The following is a 16,440-nucleotide window of genomic DNA, read 5'->3' on the forward strand; positions in this document are numbered from 1 at the left end:
GCGCTGCATTTCGTGTTTTCCGACCAGTGTCGGCACAGGAAACGGTACGATTGAATGTACGGCGGGAAGGTGATCGCCAGCGTATGCAGGGCGTCGATCAAAGAACGGGATTAGCGTTGCAGCGAGTCCTCGCGGGCAAAGGGCCGGCGAGTGTCACATCAATGTCATGCTGCAACGTGTCACAGAGTATAAGTCAATATGTCTCAGACTAGCAAAGCGTCTGTCAACTTTATCGAAATTACCTCCGAGCAAGCCGGACAGCGCATTGATAACTTCTTGTTGCGCGAGCTCAAAGGTGTGCCAAAAAGCCGTGTTTACAAGATTATTCGCGGCGGCGAAGTACGCGTAAACAAGGGCCGCGTCGATGTCACCTATCGTCTCGAAGCAGGGGATGTGGTGCGTGTGCCACCGGTCCGCGTTGCCGACGCGCCAGATGTAGCGCCGGCGATCGCTGCCAGCCAGCGTATCGAACTGACAATCCTGTTTGAAGATGACGCCATGCTGGCCATCGACAAACCCGCAGGTCTGGCTGTGCATGGCGGGTCCGGCGTGAGTTTCGGGCTGATTGAACTCTTGCGTGCGCAGCGTCCAGACGCGAAATTCCTGGAACTGGTGCACCGGCTGGATCGTGAAACCTCCGGCATTTTGCTGGTGGCCAAGAAGCGTAGCGCGCTCGTCAAACTGCATGACATGCTGCGTGACAACCACAACATTGATAAGCGCTATCTGGCGATGGTTGCGGGGGTCTGGCCAGATGACAAACGGCATCTGCGCTACAAACTGTTCAAGTACCTGACGCCGGAAGGCGAACGCCGCGTGCGCGTCACGCAAGATGGGCAGGAGTCACACACGGTGGTTTATCGCCGCCGGGTAGGGCAACAGTATTCACTGGTGGAGTGCGAACTCAAGACCGGTCGTACGCACCAGATTCGTGTGCACCTTGCCACGGCCGGGTTCCCGATTCTGGGCGATGAAAAATACGGTGACTTCACGCTGAACAAGCAATTGCCCAAAGAAGGGCTCAAGCGCATGTTCTTGCATGCCTGGCAATTGACACTGGATCACCCGCTCTCTGGTGAAGAGATGACGATCAACGCACCGTTGCCTACCGAATTGGCACAGTTTGTTGAAGCCAATACCGAAGCGCGCAAAACCGCCAGCTCTGTGGCTTCGGGCAAACCGCCACGCGTGTAAGTCGATCACAGGTTTGAATTTTTTAATGAGTGCCCGTTATACAAGGTTGCTGCATGCGTCAGGATTTTGATCTTCTGGTGTTCGATTGGGACGGGACATTGATGGATTCCACCGGCACCATCACCCACGCCATCCAGCGCGCATTTGCAGATGCGGGTTTGGCCGTGCCCGAACAGGAAAAAGCCGCATATGTGATCGGTTATGGTCTGAAGGAGGCCATGCAATATCTGGCACCCGAAGCTGACGATGCTACGGTCGCGCATATCGTGGACGCCTATAAACAGCATTACCTGGCGCAGGATGCGCAACTGGTGTTGTTTGAAGGCGTGATTGAAACGCTGCCGAAGTTGCGTGATGCCGGCTATATGCTGGCCGTAGCGACCGGAAAATCGCGCGTGGGCTTGAACCGCGCGCTGGCTACGACGGGACTGGCGGCGCTGTTTGAGGTGACACGAACGGCCGACGAGGCGTTTTCCAAACCGCATCCTGCCATGCTGGAATACATCCTGGATTACACCGGTGTCGTGCCCAAACGCGCCATCATGATTGGCGATACCACACACGATTTGCAGATGGGCCTTAACGCGGGCACAGCCACGATCTCCTTGGGTTGCGGCGCACACCCGACGCCTGCGCTGCAGGCGTTGAACCCGCTGGCGCACTTTGAGCGTTTTTCCGATCTGGCCACATGGATACTGAATAAAGCATGACCGACGGGATGATCGAACAAGAAATCTGCGATAGCGCGACACTGGCCGAGCGTGGCCTGGGTCAGCGGTTTCAGGTTCCGTGGCGCGGCGAAGAGCGTGAAGCGTTTGCCGTGCGTTTTGGGGGAAAGGTGTATGCCTACCTCAATGCGTGTGCGCATATCCCGATTGAACTGGACTACCAGCCCGGGGATTTCTTCGATCTCAGCCATAACTTTCTTGTTTGCGCCACACACGGTGCCTACTATGCGCCAGAGAGCGGCCTGTGTCTGGGTGGCCCATGCCCTGGCCGTAGCCTCGAAGCCGTACCGGTTACTGAACACAGCGGCAAGATATACTGGCTGGCGCCCGCTGTCGGGCAAGACGTACCGCAAGACTGAATCCGGCACCTGGCTGCCACTGGCGTTAGACAATGACGCCGCATAATCACAATAACCAGTATCTACAAAGAGAAACGCATCATGGAACAGCAACCCTGGGAGCGTCAGGTCCTTACGGACTTGTTGCAGGCTGGTTTGAAAGAACAACGTCGTGCCCGTCGCTGGAATATCTTTTTCCGGTTGCTCGGGTTTGGCATCGTGTTGCTGGTCATCGGGGTCGGGACGGGCTGGTTCGGCGGCAAAGAGCTGGAAAGCGTTTCGACTGGCCCGCATACCGCCATGGTCAGCATGAGTGGTGAAATCGCTGCAGATGGCGAAGCCAATATCGAAAACGTGCTGGACGGCGTGAATGCGGCATATGACGACAAGAACACCAAAGCCGTGATCCTCAATTTCAATAGCCCCGGTGGCAGCCCGGTACAGGCAGGTCAATTGCATGATGAACTGCTGCGGCTGAAGGCCAGGAACCCGTCTATCCCGCTGTATGTGGTGATTAGCGATATCTGCGCTTCTGGCTGCTATTACGCGGCGGTAGCGGCAGACCGGATTTACGCCGACAAGGCATCCATGGTGGGCTCGATTGGTGTGCTGATGGACGGCTTTGGCTTCACCGGCACCATGGAAAAGCTGGGCGTTGAGCGTCGTTTACTCACGGCTGGTGCCAACAAGGGCTTTCTTGATCCGTACTCGCCGCTCAACGCAGCGCAAAAGGGCAAGGCGCAAGCCATGCTGGATGAAATCCACCAACAGTTCATTGATACGGTCAAGGCCGGTCGTGGCAAAAAACTGGCGCTGGATAACCCCGATCTGTTCTCTGGCCTGGTATGGACTGGCAGCACTGGCATCAAGCTCGGCCTTGTCGATGCGCTGGGTTCTGTCGACAGTGTGGCGCGCGATGTGGTGAAGGCGCCCGATGTGGTCGACTTTACACCGCAGCCCGGTTATTTTGACCGCTTCGCCCGCCGCATTGGTGTGGCGGCAGCAACGCAGCTGGCCAGCCAGCTCAAGCTGACTATTCACTGATCAGAACTGATCCGGCAACGAGGGCGGAGCGATGGCACGCAGAAAGCGCGAGGAGGAGCATGAGAACCACGAACGCTGGCTGGTTTCGTATGCAGACTTCATTACGCTGCTGTTTGCGTTTTTTGTGGTGATGTACGCGATCTCTTCCGTCAATGAAGGCAAGTACCGCGTGTTGTCGGATTCACTGGTCAACGCCTTCCAGAACACCAACAACAAGCCCACGGTGGGGGCAGCGCCTGCAGGCAAGCAGGTGATCGCGCCTATCGTTTCACACCCGGAAAACAACCCGAAACAGCCCGAAAATACCAGGCTGGAAGAAGAAACCCGACGCATGAGCGGTATGGCCGATGACCTGCGTGCCGCCCTGGGGCCTCTTATCCAGCAGGGCAAGGTGCGTGTCACGCAGTCTGCGCGCGGCATTGCGGTTGAGATCAGTGACAGCGTGTTGTTTGATACTGCCAAGGCAGACCTGCAGAACAACTCTGCCGCCGCCTTGCGCGCGGTAGCCCAGCGACTGACCGGCACCGACAACCTGATTCAAGTGCAGGGCAATACAGACAACCAGCCGATCAAATCTGCGCAATATCCTTCCAACTGGGAGCTTTCAGCGGCGCGTGCGGCCTCGGTGGTGCGCCTGTTTGCAGATACCGGAATTGCACCGGAACGTATGGTTGCCATGGGGTATGGCGAATATCGCCCCGTCGAATCCAATGACTCGCCGGATGGCCGTGCCCGCAATCGGCGCGTGACAATCAACATCCTGGCGGACAACCGCGACGATGTGTCGGTGCTGGCGGCTTCCCAGCCGCAGCCGGCTCATTGAGGCCACCATGGCCTCTGTCTTTTTGCGCGATCCGCATGTTGTCTGGCGAACCACGCAACTGCTTTATCGCAACGCACGCCTGGCACAGGTCACCAGCCTGATTAATGCCAGTTGCCTGGCATTTGCGCTACGCATGGATGTCTCCCGCACGGTCCTGCTGATCTGGTGGACGTCCATGGCGTTGATTTTGCTGGGGCGGTTATGGCTGGCTGAACGCTTTCGTGTCGCCAGACCACGGCCCAATCAGGTGCTCAAGTGGCGATATCGTTATTTCTTCGGCGTGATGCTAAGTGGCGTCGGCTGGGGCGTGGGGTGCTTGTGGTTTGGCATGAATGTCACTGAAACCGCGCGCTTCTTCATTGCTCTGTTGCTGAGTGGCATGGCTGCGGGGTCCTTGCCGATTCTGGCTCCTTCGCAATGGGCGCTGCGGACTTACGTTGCGTTGCTGACCCTGCCCATGCTGATTTTTGCCGTCGTGCATCCAGGCCGCTTCGGCGCGATGTTTGCGGTATTGCTGCTGGTTTTTATCTTCACGTTGCTGCGCAGTGCGGGCGAATACCACCACGTGCTGATCGAGACGATCGGGCTGGATCAGGAAAAAGCCCGACTGTTGGCTGATCTGAAAAGTGCGACCCAGGATCTGGAGCGCAGTGCGCGGGCCAAAGACGAGTTCCTGGCTGCGATCAGCCATGAGATACGCACCCCCATGAACGGCATTCTGGGCATGGCGCAGTTACTGGCCAGCCAGCCCTTGCCGGGCTCACAGCGCGAACAGGTAGAAATCATCCGGGCTTCTACCGACGCTTTGCTGGCGCAAATCAATGGCGTACTGGATTACTCCCGCATTGAGGCGGGACGGTTGGAACTGGTGCCCGCACCGTTCTCTCCACAGCAGCTGTTAGATGATCTTCAGCGCATGTTTCTGCCACAGGCCCAGGCCCAGGGGTTGCAGTTTTCTTGTCACCTGGGTGACGAGGTTCCCCCAGTCCTGTCGGGTGACATGACCCGACTCAAGCAGGTACTGGTCAATCTGGTTGGCAATTCGCTCAAATTCACCCGCCATGGCGAAATCAGGATCGGCCTGACCGTGCGTGACCGGCTGGATGATCGGCTGATCATGATGTGTACGGTGAGCGATACCGGCCCGGGCGTGCCACAGGATCGCCGTGAGGCCATTTTCTTGCCCTATACCCAAGCGGACAACCGGGTGGCTCAGCAATACGGGGGAAGTGGTCTGGGGCTGACGATTTCCCGCCGCCTGGTCGGATTGATGGGCGGGCAATTATGGGTCGAGGACAACCCGGGCGGGGGTAGCGTCTTTGCGTTTTCGGCCCAATTAACGGTCAGTGCGGCGCAACTCGTGTCTGAGCCCGTTGCATTGCCCTCGCACGCCTTGCAAGTGTTAGTCGTGGATGACAACGCCGTGAACTGCCTGGTTGCGCGGCGGTTTCTGGAAAAACTGGGGCATCAGGTCACTGTCGCTCACGATGGTGATGCCGCACTGGAACGCGTGATGGAGCAGGCTTTTGATCTGATCCTGATGGATGTGCAGATGCCAGTCATGGACGGGCTGACTGCGGCCTGGCATATCCGCCAGCTTGAACGCGAAACCGGGGCCAGACCGATCCGCATCGTGGCTTTGAGTGCCAATACCTCAGAAGCCGACCGCGAAGCCTGCATGGTGGCGGGTATGGATGACTTCCTGGAAAAGCCGGTGCGTCAGGTTGAGCTGGCTGCGCTGATCGGGCGCTTGTAGTTGTCCGTCACGAACCTGTTCCGCCACCAAGGGCTTGTATCAGCGCTGCCGAGTCAGCCAGGCGATCTGCCCGGGTACTGATTTCATCCAGCGCACTTTGTTGTTGCTGGCGTTGGCTATCGAGCAACTGCATCATACTCACGCCGCCTGCTGCATACCGGGCGCGCGTGGTCTGCAAAATGGCGTCGTTTTGCGCACGCACCTGATTACGCGCAGCCAGTGTGCTGCTGTCGGCATCGATCGCGGTCAGTGCATCCGCGACTTGCTGCAAGCCTGTCAGCACGGTTTGCTGGTATGCGGCTGTAGCCCCTTGCCAGGCGGCTTGCGCCCCACGTTTACGCGCCTGTAGCTCGCCGCCATGAAACAACGGCTGCATCAGCCCTAATCCGATATTCCACACGTTCAGTCCATTGGTCAGGTCATGCGCGCCCGTGCGCTCGGAACCAATGCTGCCTGATAGCGTGAGCTGCGGGTACAAGTTGGCCGTGGCTACGCCCACTTGCGCACTTGCCTGATGCAGCAACGCTTCTGCGGCGCGGATATCCGGGCGTTGTCGTGCCATGGCCGAAGGCACGGTGAGTGGCAGGTTGGCGGGCAGGGTGATCTCATGCAAAGTGAGATCACCCACTGCCAGTTTCGCTGGCGGGACGCCCAGATAAACCGCCAATTGATGTTCCAGCTGGCTTGCCTGTTTTTGCAGCGGCGGCAATGCGGCATCAGTCTGGGCGAGCAGTGCTTGTTGATTATGGATATCCAGGACAGCAATGCCGCCCGCGCCCAGACGCTGTTGCATGATCTGCAATTGTTGCCGCTGCGTCGCGAGCAATTGCTGTGTTGTCTCCAGTTGCGAGCGGACCGCGGCAAGGCGGATGGCCGCCGTGACCACGTTACCGGCCACTGCCAAACGCGCGGCCTGTAGCTCAAAGGCCTGGTAATCGACCGTGGCACTGAGCGCTTCCAGTTGGCGGCGGTTCGCGCCGAACAGGTCAAACGTGTACGCCACGTTCAGCGATACGTTGTACAGATTGAAAGGCGGCGGACTGGGCACGTTGGTGATCCCGAACGCAGCAAGATCTATCTTCTGGCGCTGCGCACCGACTTTCAGATCAACTTGCGGATATTGTGTGGCGCCGGTTTCAGCGTTGAGTTGTTCTTGTGCTTGTTGCAGGCTGGCTTTTGCCTGCAGCAGATTCTGATTGTGTGCGAGTGCCTGATCGACCCAGTCATTGATCTGGCGTGAGCCAAACAGCGTCCACCAGTGCTCAGGGGCGAGTTCAGAACTCACCAGTTGCTGGCTGGCTCCATCCGCTGCGGGCAAGCTGGCAACGGTTGGCCCGGCGGTCCAGTGGTCTGTATCGGGCGGCGCCGGTGTGTTGAAGTCCGGCCCGACCGCGCAAGCGCCGAGCGCGCAAGCCAGGGTGGCAACACAAAGACGAGGCAAGAGGCGGGATGAGGTCATGATTCAATCCAGCGTGTTGCGATAGAACTTGATGGCAATCAGCATTACCACCGTGGTGAACAGCATCAGGGGCCAGAGGCTGGGCCACAAATCAGACCAGCCGTTGCCCTTGAGCAAAATGCCGCGGATCAAGCGGTTGAAGTAGGTCAACGGCAGCACATTGCCAATGTATTGTGCCCAGAGCGGCATGCCCTGGAACGGGAACATAAAGCCAGAGAGCAAAATATTCGGCAGGAAATAAAACACGGTCAATTGCATGGCCTGCAACTGGTTTTGCGCCAGCGATGAAAGCGTGATGCCTACCATCAGACTGGCCGCAATAAACAACAGGGCGGCGCAATATACCGCGATCAGGCTGCCGATCATGGGTACGTTAAAGACCAGCCGCGCACCCAGCAGGATGATGGTTGCCTGAATCAGCCCAATCACGATGTATGGAACGATCTTCCCGGTAATGACCTCAATGGGGCGCACCGGCGTGGCGAGCAAGTTTTCCATGGTGCCGCGCTCCCGCTCGCGCGTCATCGCCAGCCCCGTCATCATGACCAGCGTCATCGACAACACCACCCCCATCAGTCCCGGTACGACGTTGTACTGGGTGATGCCTTCCGGGTTGTAGAGGCGATGCACATTCACATCGAAGGGGGGTGATGCGCCGCCGTTCAGATGTGCCAGTGTGCCCTTGAGATCTTTGTCGGCCACCCCTTGCACCAGTTGCGGTACGGCGGCCAGCGCGGCAGACATGGCGGTAGGGTCGGTGGCATCGGCTTCAATCAATAAGGAAGGCTTTTCGCCACGCACCAGCTTGCGGGTGAAGTCTGGCGGAATGTTCAATACAAACAATACTTTGCCCTGTGCCAGCGCTGCACGACCGGCTGCTTCATCCGGTAACTCGCTCACAATATGAAAGTAATCCGAGTTTTTCAGTGCAGCCACAAAACTGCGGGTGAATTCACTGTTGTCCTGGGCAATCACTGCGGTGGGCATGTGGTGCGGATCGGTATTGATGGCGAAGCCGAACAGCAACATCTGCATGATGGGCACGCCGACGATCATGCCAAATGTAATGCGATCGCGTTTGAGCTGGAGGAATTCTTTAAGCACGATGCTCCACCAGCGGGCGATCGAGAACGGATGCGGGCGGCTCATGGTTTGGGCTCCGCAAAGTTGTCGGTCGACTGGTTCATCATGTAGATGAAGACGTCTTCCAGGCTGGTCTGGGCGGGTTCCAGCTTCAGGTGTTGCTGTTCGGCCACTTGTTTGAGGGACTTTTCCAGCGCGCTGGCATCTTTGCCGCTGACATGCAGTGCATTGCCAAATGCCACGGTCTGATCCACGCCGGCTTCATGGCGCAGTTTTTCAGCCAGCGGCACCAGGTTGTCACCATGCAAAGACCAGGTATGCAATGCCTGGCTGTCGATGATTTCCTGGGCGGTGCCTTGCGCCAACAGACTGCCGTACGCGATATAAGCCAGCTTGTGGCAACGCTCGGCTTCATCCATGTAGTGCGTGCTGACCAATACACTGATGCCATTTGCTGCGAGCCGATGCAGCTCTTCCCAGAAGTCGCGACGCGCGGTGGGATCAACGCCAGCAGTGGGTTCATCCAGCAGCAAGAGTTGCGGTTCATGCAGCATGCAGGCTGCCAGCGCCAGACGTTGCTTCCAGCCACCGGAGAGTGATCCGGTCAGTTGTTTGGCGCGCGATGCCAAACCGAGGTCTTCCAGCGCCTTGTCGACCTTTTGCTTGCGATCTTTCATCTCGTACATGCGGGCGATGAAATCCAGATTCTCGCGGATGGTCAGGTCATCCCAGTAAGAGAACTTCTGCGTCATGTAGCCAACATGGCGTTTGATCTCAGCGCTTTGCTTGAGGATGTCATAACCCAGGCAGGTGCCAGCGCCAGAGTCTGGCGTCAGCAAGCCGCACATCATGCGGATCGACGTGGTTTTGCCGCTACCGTTGGGGCCGAGAAAACCGTAGATCTCGCCACGACCGACCCGCATGTCCAGGTCCTTGACCACATGTTTGTCGCCGAAATGTTTGTTCAGCCCGTGAACATCAATGACCGGGCCATTGCTGGCTTGCGTATCAGTCATTCAGGCGCACCTCGATCGGCTGCCCAGGATGCAGTGCCGATGCTTTTTTTACATCCGGATGTGCTTCGACCATGAACACCAGCTTGTTGCGGTTTTCGTTGCTGTAGATCACGGGCGGTGTGTATTCGACCTCCCCGGAAATAAACGTAATGCGTGCGGCGACATCGCTGCTGCAGCCATCACAATGCAGCGTGACAGCTTGGCCCGTCTTCAGCCGACCCACGTCGGCCTCGGGCACGAAGAACCGCACTTTGATGTTCTCTGGCGGCAGCATGCGGACCACCGGGTTGCCGGCGGCCACCCATTCGCCTGCCTGATAGAGCGTGTCGAACACGAGCCCGGTACGGGTGGCATCAACACTTTTTTGATCCAGTTTCCAGCTGGCTTGTTCTACGGCTGCCCGGGCGGCGGCCACCTGGGCAGACTGGGCATTCATTTGTTGTTCACGGCCGGGAAGTTCATCAACAGTGATCTGGCTTTTCAACTGCGTAACCTGTGCCGCTGCAGACTGCGCGCTGGCACGAGAGTCATCCAGTTGCTGGCGTGATACCCCGCCCGCTGCGAACTGGATCTCATCGCGCTCGAGTTGTTCCTGGGCATGGTGGTACGTCACCTGGGCTGCAGCGAGCTGCGCGCGGGTGACGCCGATCTCGGGCGGGCGTTTGCCGCTGCGCATATCGGCCAGTTGGGCCAAAGCGACCCGTAACTGTTGTTGCGCCTGGCGCTGGGCCGCGGCCTCGTCCTGGGCTTCCAGTGCAAACAGGGGCTGGCCCTGACGAACTTGCTGTCCGCGCTGCACCGAGAGTTGATCCAGCCGCCCGGGTTGCGATGAAGAAACGTATACAAACTCGCCTTCAACATACCCTTGCCATGTGTTTCTGGCCGGTTCACTACACCCGCCCAGAAACAATGCAAAAGCAGGGCAGAGGGCGAGCAGGGGATGATGGCGCATGGTTACTCCTTGCCGGGCGCCGCCATGCCGTGCCGCAACAGGGCGGTCACGTGGCGGACAAGTACAGTGTTGTCGATATCCTGCATGCCGGGCCGGGCACGCCAGATGCTGGCCGTAGCCAGCGGCATCATGCTCATGGCCAGCACGGTGATGAACAGCAGTCGCGGTTCCAGGTCAGGGTTGATATGACCCCGTTGTTGCCCATCGGCCATGAGGGTAGAAAGCTGCATGACGCGATCAAACGGCAGCCTTTGCATCATGCGTTCACGCAGCATGCCGCCTTCACTTAATACTTCCCGCACCCACAATAAGGGGAGCCATGGCCGGATTTCGGCCCCGCGAATGATGCGTTCGGCCATCGCTGTCATGACACCGATGGCATCCGCATCGGCCGGAGGGGGCGTCCAGACCAGTTCTACAAATGGCCAGACGCGCTCTTCCACGACGGCATCCAGAAGCTGGTCACGGCTCTTGAAGTAGTAATGCACCATGGCCGGTGTCACCTCGGCAGCATGGGCTACTTGTGCCAGCGTGGTCGCGGCGACCCCCTGGTGCGCGAACAGGTCTGTCGCCGCATCCAGCAACAGGGCGCGGGCGTTCTGGTCCAGTGCGGCGACGGGACGGCCGCGAGGTCGGGTACGGATCATGCTTTTCAAACTAATTAATGAATTAGTTAATTTCAAGGCAGAACCGCCAGATAACAAAAAGCCCTGCAAGAGCAGGGCTTTTTGTTGATCAAAGGCAAATGTCAGTCATGCATCTTGCCAGCGCGCTCGCCGCGCTTGTATCGCAATGTCAGTGCTGCCATGACCAGAGAAACCACCAGGCCAAATCCGATGACAATGGCGTACATCGGCGGCAATCCACTGGCCGAGAATTGATCCTGCACCAGCTCTGATGCATTGCCGGGCAGAGGGGTCGACAGATATCGGACCAACAGCGCATGTGCCCCGACCATGACCAGAATCCCGATATTCTCGTTGAAGTTCTGCACGGCAATGGAATGCCCGGCGCCCATCAGCATATGGCCGCGATGCTGCAACATGGCGTTGAGCGGGACGACGAACCAGCCCGAGAGGGCGCCCACGAGGAACATCAGCACAGCGGCCACATGCGGGCTGTGCACGAACAGCATCGACATCACCCCGACGCCCATGATGATCCCGGCTGGCAAGACTGAAAACGCACGTCGTAATGGCACGAACCGCCCGGCCAGGATGGCACCGAAAGCGGTTCCAAATGCCACCACGGCCACCAGCCGTGTGGCTTGTTCCATGCTGTAGTTCAGCCAGATGACCGCCCAGTTCAGCACGACCAGACGCATGGCCGCGCCGGCCCCCCAGAACAATGTGGTGACGGCAAGCGACAACTGGCCTTGTGGATCTTTCCACAGGCGTCGGACGCACCACCAGAATTCGCGGATCAGGAACATGGGATCAAGGTGCAGCGGTTTGAGGTGCACCTTGAGCTTGGGAATGTAGACGTTGAGCCATGCTGCGGCCAGGTAGAGCGCAATGATGGCACACATGGCAATTTGAGCCGGTGACAACCACTGACTCACTGTGAGGGTGTCGTAGTAATTGCTGGCATGTGTACCCACCAGAATGCCACCCAGCACGGTACCGAAGATGATTGCGCCGACGGTGGCACCTTCCAGCCAGCCATTGGCTTCCACCAATTGTTCGTGCGGCAGGTATTCGGTAATCAGGCCATATTTGGCAGGGGAGTACGCGGCAGCACCAAACCCGACAATCGCGTAAGAGATGATAGGGGGCAGGCCAACCAGCATGCAGGCACAGCCGACCAGCTTGATGCCATTACAGATCATCATGGCGCGTCCCTTGTGCATGGAGTCTGCAAAGGACCCGGCAAAAGGCGCCAGGACAACGTACGACACCGTGAAGCTCCAGAGCAGCATGGATAGATGCCACTCGGGCGCGCTTTGTTCGCGCAAAAGGGTCAGCGCCGCAATGAAAAGTGCATTGTCAGCGAGCGCAGAAAGAAATTGCGCGCCCAGGATGATGAAAAAACCGCGATTCATGCCCGGAACAGAGCCTGTTGTATTTGTTGATGTATTCGAAATCTCATGCTGCGGCCAGCATCAGCAGGCGGCGAGCCAGATCAGGACGCTGGGCGGTTTTATATCATGTTTGCCGGTCTCACGCCGACATATTGCCATGACAGCCGGAACGCAAATCGGAAACCTTCTGTGTCCGCGGCAATCTGAACCTGACAAACGTAACGGCATCTATCAGTACTCTTGAATATCGCATGATATAGTGTGGCCCATTACGATAAGGGGATAACCCCTGCACGAACTACGGGTCCGGCATAAAACAACCACAAGCGACACGGCAGTATCAGGAGTACACGTCGCCCCCTGCTGATGAGCTGGCGGGGTTTTTGGGCTGGTTGCTGGTGAGAACCCTGTTCGGTCAATACGCATGGATATTCTGCAATATCTTCTACCTGTTTTTACTGATTACGGCTATTTCGCCGTTTTCGGTGTTCTGCTTGTCTGCGGTTTCGGCGTGCCGATCCCGGAAGACATCACCCTTGTTGCTGGCGGCATTATCTCCGGCCTCGGGTTTGCAGATGTCCACACCATGTTTGGCGTTGGTATGGCCGGCGTGCTGGTGGGCGACTCCATCATGTTTTTCATTGGTCGACACTTTGGTACCCGCGCATTGAAATGGCGCTGGGTGGCACATGTGCTCACACCAGAACGCTACGCTGCGGTGCAGGACAAATTCCGCCGTTATGGCAATCGCGTCCTGTTCGTCGCGCGGTTTCTGCCTGGCCTGCGTACGCCGATCTACCTCACGGCCGGGATGTCCCGTTGCATTCCATTCTGGCGTTTCCTGCTGGCTGATGGCGCTGCTGCCTTGATCAGCGTACCGGTCTGGGTTTATCTGGGTTACTACGGCGCATTCCAGCGTCAATGGCTGGAGCACGCCATCAAGCAGGGTCAGACGGGCATGTGGTTGGTGTTGGCCGCACTGGCGACTTTGACTCTGATCTGGTACATCAGACACAAGCGCCACCAGAGTCACTGCAAAGCGTTGACGAGCAAGGTGCTGCGCGAAGAGTAGGAGCGACTGACAAAACCCTGCTGGCGACGTCAAGGCCATCTTGCCGGACCAGGTTCAGCGGGTTTTCTCAGCAACTCCTTGCCCAGTGACCCACCATCCGGTTCCCGACATGACACGCCCCATCAAGGCTATCGTTCACAGCAAGGCAATCACCCACAATTACAACCAGGTCAAGCAGATCGCGCCCGCCAGTCGCGCATTTGCCGTAGTCAAGGCCAATGCCTATGGGCATGGACTTGAACGTGCAGCCAAAGCACTCGCGCATGCCGATGGCTTTGGTATTCTGGAAATCGAAGGCGCGCTGGCGCTGCGGCGCTGGGGTATGAAGCAGCCTGTACTGCTGCTTGAAGGCGTATTCAGCCAGTCTGAATTGATTGAAGCTGCCCGCCAGGACTTCTTTGTCGCTATCCATGAACCCAATCACCTCATGTGGCTGGAACAAACCCCGCTGGCCAGGCCACTTCATATTTTCCTCAAGCTCAACACCGGCATGAACCGGTTGGGCTTTCCCGCCGAGCAGGCGCGTGAACTCGTCGGCAGACTGGGCCAGCTTTCCAGTGTGGCCAGTGTGACGCTCATGGCCCACTTTGCCACGGCCGATGAGCCTGCAAAAGGCATCGAGAAGCAGTTCAGCCGTTTCCAGCACGCGACCGAAGGTCTAAAGCTGCCGATCTCACTGGCCAACTCCGCCGCCACCTTTGCGTATCCGCAAACCCGCAATGACTGGGTGCGTCCGGGCATTGTGCTGTATGGTGCTTCGCCGTTTGATGATCGCAGTGCCAAAGACCTGGGCTTGCAAGCCGCGATGACATTGCAATCGCAGCTGATTTCCGTGCAGCATCTGCAACCGGGTGATGCGGTGGGTTATGGCGCGACCTTCATCGCTGACCGGCCCATGCGTATTGGTGTGGTTGCATGTGGCTATGCTGATGGCTACCCGCGCCACGCACCAGCCGGAACGCCCGTTAGCGTAGCCGGGCAACGCACCCGTCTGGTTGGTCGGGTGTCCATGGATATGCTCACCATCGACATCACGGACATCCCGCAGGCGCAGATTGGCAGCCCGGTTGAACTGTGGGGTTCTGAGGTTCCGATTGATGACGTGGCCCGCTCCGCCGGGACGATCGGCTATGAATTGATGTGTGCCATTGCGCTGCGTGTGCCGGTACATGAAGGATGATGAGGGCTAGCAGGTATTGCCCTTTTTTGTGGCAAATGGCAGCCGGATGCTGCCAACAGGCTCGAAATGCGCGGCTTTCTTATATAGAATGCTTCGCTTGATCAATAGCCGCTGACAGCTATGTCAGCGGTTTTAATTCCGGATTTTTCCGTTTCTCAACCAGCAGGTTGCATATGGCATTGATTGTCCAGAAATACGGTGGCACCTCCGTGGGCACGCCGGAGCGTATCAAGAATGTGGCCAAACGCGTCGCCCGATTCAAGGCGCAAGGCCATGATCTGGTGATTGTTTTGTCCGCAATGAGCGGTGAAACCAACCGTTTGATCGCGCTCGCCAAAGAAATGCAGGTCAATCCTGATCCGCGTGAACTGGACGTGATTATCTCTACCGGTGAGCAAGTCACCATCGGCCTTCTGGCCATGGCGCTCAAAGAGGCCGGCATTGATGCGCGCTCGTACACTGGCGGTCAGGTCAAAATCCTGACCGATAGCGCCTTTACCAAAGCCCGCATCCAGTCGATCGACGATGAAAACATGCGCGCCGACTTGAATGCAGGTCGAGTGGTGATCGTGGCAGGTTTCCAGGGTGTGGATGCAGAAGGCAATATCACCACGCTGGGTCGTGGTGGTTCCGACACGACTGGCGTGGCACTGGCCGCGGCCCTGCACGCCGACGAATGCCAGATTTACACCGACGTCGATGGGGTTTACACCACCGACCCGCGAGTTGTACCTGAAGCCCGCAAGCTCAAGACCATCACCTTTGAAGAAATGCTGGAAATGGCCAGCCTGGGCTCCAAGGTGCTGCAGATTCGCTCGGTTGAATTTGCCGGCAAGTACAACGTGAAATTGCGCGTGCTGTCCTCGTTCCAGGAAGATGGCGAGGGCACGCTGATTACTTTCGAGGAAGACTCCAACATGGAAAAACCCGTCGTTTCCGGTATCGCCTTTAACCGTGACGAAGCCCGTATCAATGTGACCGGTGTGCCCGACAAACCCGGCATCGCTTATCAGATCCTGGGCCCGGTGGCTGATGCCAACATCGATGTGGACATGATCATCCAGAACGTCGGTCAGGAAGGCACGACCGACTTCTCCTTCACCGTGCCGAAAAACGATCTGCCGCGCACGATCAAGGTGCTGGAAAGCGTGCAGGATCACATCGCCGCGCGCAGCATCTCTGGCGACGACAAGATCTGCAAGATCTCCATTGTTGGCGTGGGTATGCGCAGCCACGTGGGCGTTGCATCCACCATGTTCCGTACGCTGGCTGAAGAGGGCATCAATATCCAGATGATCTCTACGTCCGAGATCAAGATCTCTGTGATCGTTGATGAGAAGTACCTGGAACTGGCCGTGCGCGTACTGCACAAGGCCTTCGGTCTGGATCAGGTTGTCTGATTCACGGCTGGACAATAAAAAACGGCAGCCAGGTGCTGCCGTTTTTTATTGTGGCAGGGCAGGGAGTTAGCAAAAATGTTTACTTTGCCACCTCAGTTTTCTTGACGCCCCCAAGGGCTCAAGGTATTATCCCGCTTCCCTTGACGGAGACGTGGATGAGTGGCTGAAATCACTTCCCTGCTAAGGAAGCATACGGGCTTAAACCTGTATCGAGGGTTCGAATCCCTCCGTCTCCGCCAGCGGTACTGCAGTTTTAACGCAGTCTGCTTTGGCAGAAAGCAGTAAAATGCAGTAAGTAGTAAATGTGTTGTGACAGTGCGCCCGTAGCTCAGTTGGATAGAGTATCTGGCTACGAACCAGAGGGTCGGGCGTTCG

At 57.7% G+C, this 16,440-nt stretch carries 15 protein-coding genes and 1 tRNA gene; 10 read left to right on the forward strand and 6 right to left on the reverse strand.

Translation table 11 applies throughout. From position 1 onward, the window contains the following. Window positions 1-198: 198 nt before the first annotated feature. From IEX44_RS20445 to IEX44_RS20470, 6 genes are all read left to right on the forward strand, one after another. A complete protein-coding gene (locus IEX44_RS20445) occupies window positions 199-1,194 on the forward strand; it encodes an RluA family pseudouridine synthase (RefSeq protein ID WP_188698689.1) in 996 nt (331 codons plus the stop codon). A gap of 53 nt (window positions 1,195-1,247) precedes the next feature. After that, window positions 1,248-1,904, forward strand: a complete 657-nt coding sequence (locus IEX44_RS20450) for an HAD-IA family hydrolase (RefSeq protein ID WP_188698691.1) — start codon at window positions 1,248-1,250, stop codon at window positions 1,902-1,904. After that, window positions 1,901-2,281 carry a Rieske (2Fe-2S) protein gene (locus IEX44_RS20455; protein ID WP_229679369.1) on the forward strand — a complete coding sequence of 127 codons (381 nt, stop codon included), beginning with the start codon at window positions 1,901-1,903 and terminating at the stop codon, window positions 2,279-2,281. Before IEX44_RS20450 ends, IEX44_RS20455 begins: the two co-directional genes overlap by 4 nt. Window positions 2,282-2,362: 81 nt before the next feature. After that, entirely contained in the window at window positions 2,363-3,304 is a 942-nt protein-coding gene (locus tag IEX44_RS20460; RefSeq protein WP_188698694.1) for a S49 family peptidase, read from the forward strand. 31 nt (window positions 3,305-3,335) lie between these two features. After that, entirely contained in the window at window positions 3,336-4,127 is a 792-nt protein-coding gene (gene motD / locus IEX44_RS20465; RefSeq protein ID WP_188698698.1) for a flagellar motor protein MotD, read from the forward strand. 7 nt (window positions 4,128-4,134) lie between these two features. Then, window positions 4,135-5,883 (forward strand): response regulator, encoded by a 1,749-nt coding sequence (locus tag IEX44_RS20470; RefSeq protein ID WP_188698700.1) that lies wholly within the window; start codon window positions 4,135-4,137, stop codon window positions 5,881-5,883. Window positions 5,884-5,890: 7 nt separating this feature from the next. On the opposite strand, the gene IEX44_RS20475 is transcribed toward IEX44_RS20470, so the two are convergent. The 6 genes from IEX44_RS20475 to lplT form a co-directional block, all read right to left on the reverse strand. Beyond that, the gene (locus tag IEX44_RS20475; protein ID WP_188698703.1) at window positions 5,891-7,342 is read right to left on the reverse strand and encodes an efflux transporter outer membrane subunit; all 1,452 of its coding nucleotides are present in this window, start codon (window positions 7,340-7,342) and stop codon (window positions 5,891-5,893) included. A gap of 3 nt (window positions 7,343-7,345) precedes the next feature. After that, entirely contained in the window at window positions 7,346-8,491 is a 1,146-nt protein-coding gene (locus tag IEX44_RS20480) for an ABC transporter permease (RefSeq protein WP_188698706.1), read from the reverse strand. Continuing rightward, window positions 8,488-9,441 carry an ABC transporter ATP-binding protein gene (locus tag IEX44_RS20485; RefSeq protein WP_188698709.1) on the reverse strand — a complete coding sequence of 318 codons (954 nt, stop codon included), beginning with the start codon at window positions 9,439-9,441 and terminating at the stop codon, window positions 8,488-8,490. The genes IEX44_RS20480 and IEX44_RS20485 overlap by 4 nt, the downstream gene beginning before the upstream one ends. Further along, complete coding sequence (locus IEX44_RS20490) at window positions 9,434-10,393, reverse strand: HlyD family secretion protein (protein ID WP_188698712.1); 960 nt, start codon at window positions 10,391-10,393, stop codon at window positions 9,434-9,436. Before IEX44_RS20490 ends, IEX44_RS20485 begins: the two co-directional genes overlap by 8 nt. A 2-nt stretch (window positions 10,394-10,395) precedes the next feature. Next, on the reverse strand, window positions 10,396-11,040 hold the full coding sequence (locus IEX44_RS20495; protein WP_188698714.1) for a TetR/AcrR family transcriptional regulator: 645 nt from the start codon (window positions 11,038-11,040) through the stop codon (window positions 10,396-10,398). A gap of 101 nt (window positions 11,041-11,141) precedes the next feature. Beyond that, window positions 11,142-12,434: a lysophospholipid transporter LplT gene (gene lplT / locus IEX44_RS20500; RefSeq protein ID WP_188698717.1), complete on the reverse strand. Its 1,293-nt coding sequence runs from the start codon at window positions 12,432-12,434 to the stop codon at window positions 11,142-11,144. A gap of 403 nt (window positions 12,435-12,837) precedes the next feature. Between lplT and IEX44_RS20505 the strand changes: the two genes are divergently transcribed. The 4 genes from IEX44_RS20505 (at window position 12,838) to IEX44_RS20520 (ending at window position 16,304) form a co-directional block, all read left to right on the forward strand. Beyond that, a complete protein-coding gene (locus IEX44_RS20505) occupies window positions 12,838-13,485 on the forward strand; it encodes a DedA family protein (RefSeq protein WP_188698719.1) in 648 nt (215 codons plus the stop codon). A gap of 109 nt (window positions 13,486-13,594) precedes the next feature. Next, on the forward strand, window positions 13,595-14,665 hold the full coding sequence (alr, locus tag IEX44_RS20510; protein WP_188698721.1) for an alanine racemase: 1,071 nt from the start codon (window positions 13,595-13,597) through the stop codon (window positions 14,663-14,665). Between the two features lie 173 nt (window positions 14,666-14,838). Beyond that, window positions 14,839-16,065: an aspartate kinase gene (locus tag IEX44_RS20515; RefSeq protein ID WP_188698723.1), complete on the forward strand. Its 1,227-nt coding sequence runs from the start codon at window positions 14,839-14,841 to the stop codon at window positions 16,063-16,065. A gap of 145 nt (window positions 16,066-16,210) precedes the next feature. Then, a tRNA-Ser gene (locus tag IEX44_RS20520) sits at window positions 16,211-16,304 on the forward strand. Window positions 16,305-16,440 lie beyond the last annotated feature (136 nt).

It is taken from the genome of Silvimonas amylolytica, assembly GCF_014645555.1.
In the GTDB taxonomy this organism is placed as follows: Bacteria; Pseudomonadota; Gammaproteobacteria; order Burkholderiales; family Chitinibacteraceae; genus Silvimonas; species Silvimonas amylolytica.

Bases quoted from the DNA above. Each gene is read 5' to 3' on its own strand.
- lplT (WP_188698717.1), bottom strand. From the start codon at position 12,434: ATGAATCGCGGTTTTTTCATCATCCTGGGCGCGCAATTTCTTTCTGCG.
- IEX44_RS20515 (WP_188698723.1), top strand. From the start codon at position 14,839: ATGGCATTGATTGTCCAGAAATACGGTGGCACCTCCGTGGGCACGCCG.
- IEX44_RS20475 (WP_188698703.1), bottom strand. From the start codon at position 7,342: ATGACCTCATCCCGCCTCTTGCCTCGTCTTTGTGTTGCCACCCTGGCT.
- IEX44_RS20470 (WP_188698700.1), top strand. From the start codon at position 4,135: ATGGCCTCTGTCTTTTTGCGCGATCCGCATGTTGTCTGGCGAACCACG.
- motD (WP_188698698.1), top strand. From the start codon at position 3,336: ATGGCACGCAGAAAGCGCGAGGAGGAGCATGAGAACCACGAACGCTGG.
- IEX44_RS20490 (WP_188698712.1), bottom strand. From the start codon at position 10,393: ATGCGCCATCATCCCCTGCTCGCCCTCTGCCCTGCTTTTGCATTGTTT.
- IEX44_RS20455 (WP_229679369.1), top strand. From the start codon at position 1,901: ATGACCGACGGGATGATCGAACAAGAAATCTGCGATAGCGCGACACTG.
- IEX44_RS20495 (WP_188698714.1), bottom strand. From the start codon at position 11,040: ATGATCCGTACCCGACCTCGCGGCCGTCCCGTCGCCGCACTGGACCAG.
- IEX44_RS20450 (WP_188698691.1), top strand. From the start codon at position 1,248: ATGCGTCAGGATTTTGATCTTCTGGTGTTCGATTGGGACGGGACATTG.
- IEX44_RS20485 (WP_188698709.1), bottom strand. From the start codon at position 9,441: ATGACTGATACGCAAGCCAGCAATGGCCCGGTCATTGATGTTCACGGG.
- IEX44_RS20480 (WP_188698706.1), bottom strand. From the start codon at position 8,491: ATGAGCCGCCCGCATCCGTTCTCGATCGCCCGCTGGTGGAGCATCGTG.
- IEX44_RS20460 (WP_188698694.1), top strand. From the start codon at position 2,363: ATGGAACAGCAACCCTGGGAGCGTCAGGTCCTTACGGACTTGTTGCAG.
- alr (WP_188698721.1), top strand. From the start codon at position 13,595: ATGACACGCCCCATCAAGGCTATCGTTCACAGCAAGGCAATCACCCAC.
- IEX44_RS20505 (WP_188698719.1), top strand. From the start codon at position 12,838: ATGGATATTCTGCAATATCTTCTACCTGTTTTTACTGATTACGGCTAT.
- IEX44_RS20445 (WP_188698689.1), top strand. From the start codon at position 199: ATGTCTCAGACTAGCAAAGCGTCTGTCAACTTTATCGAAATTACCTCC.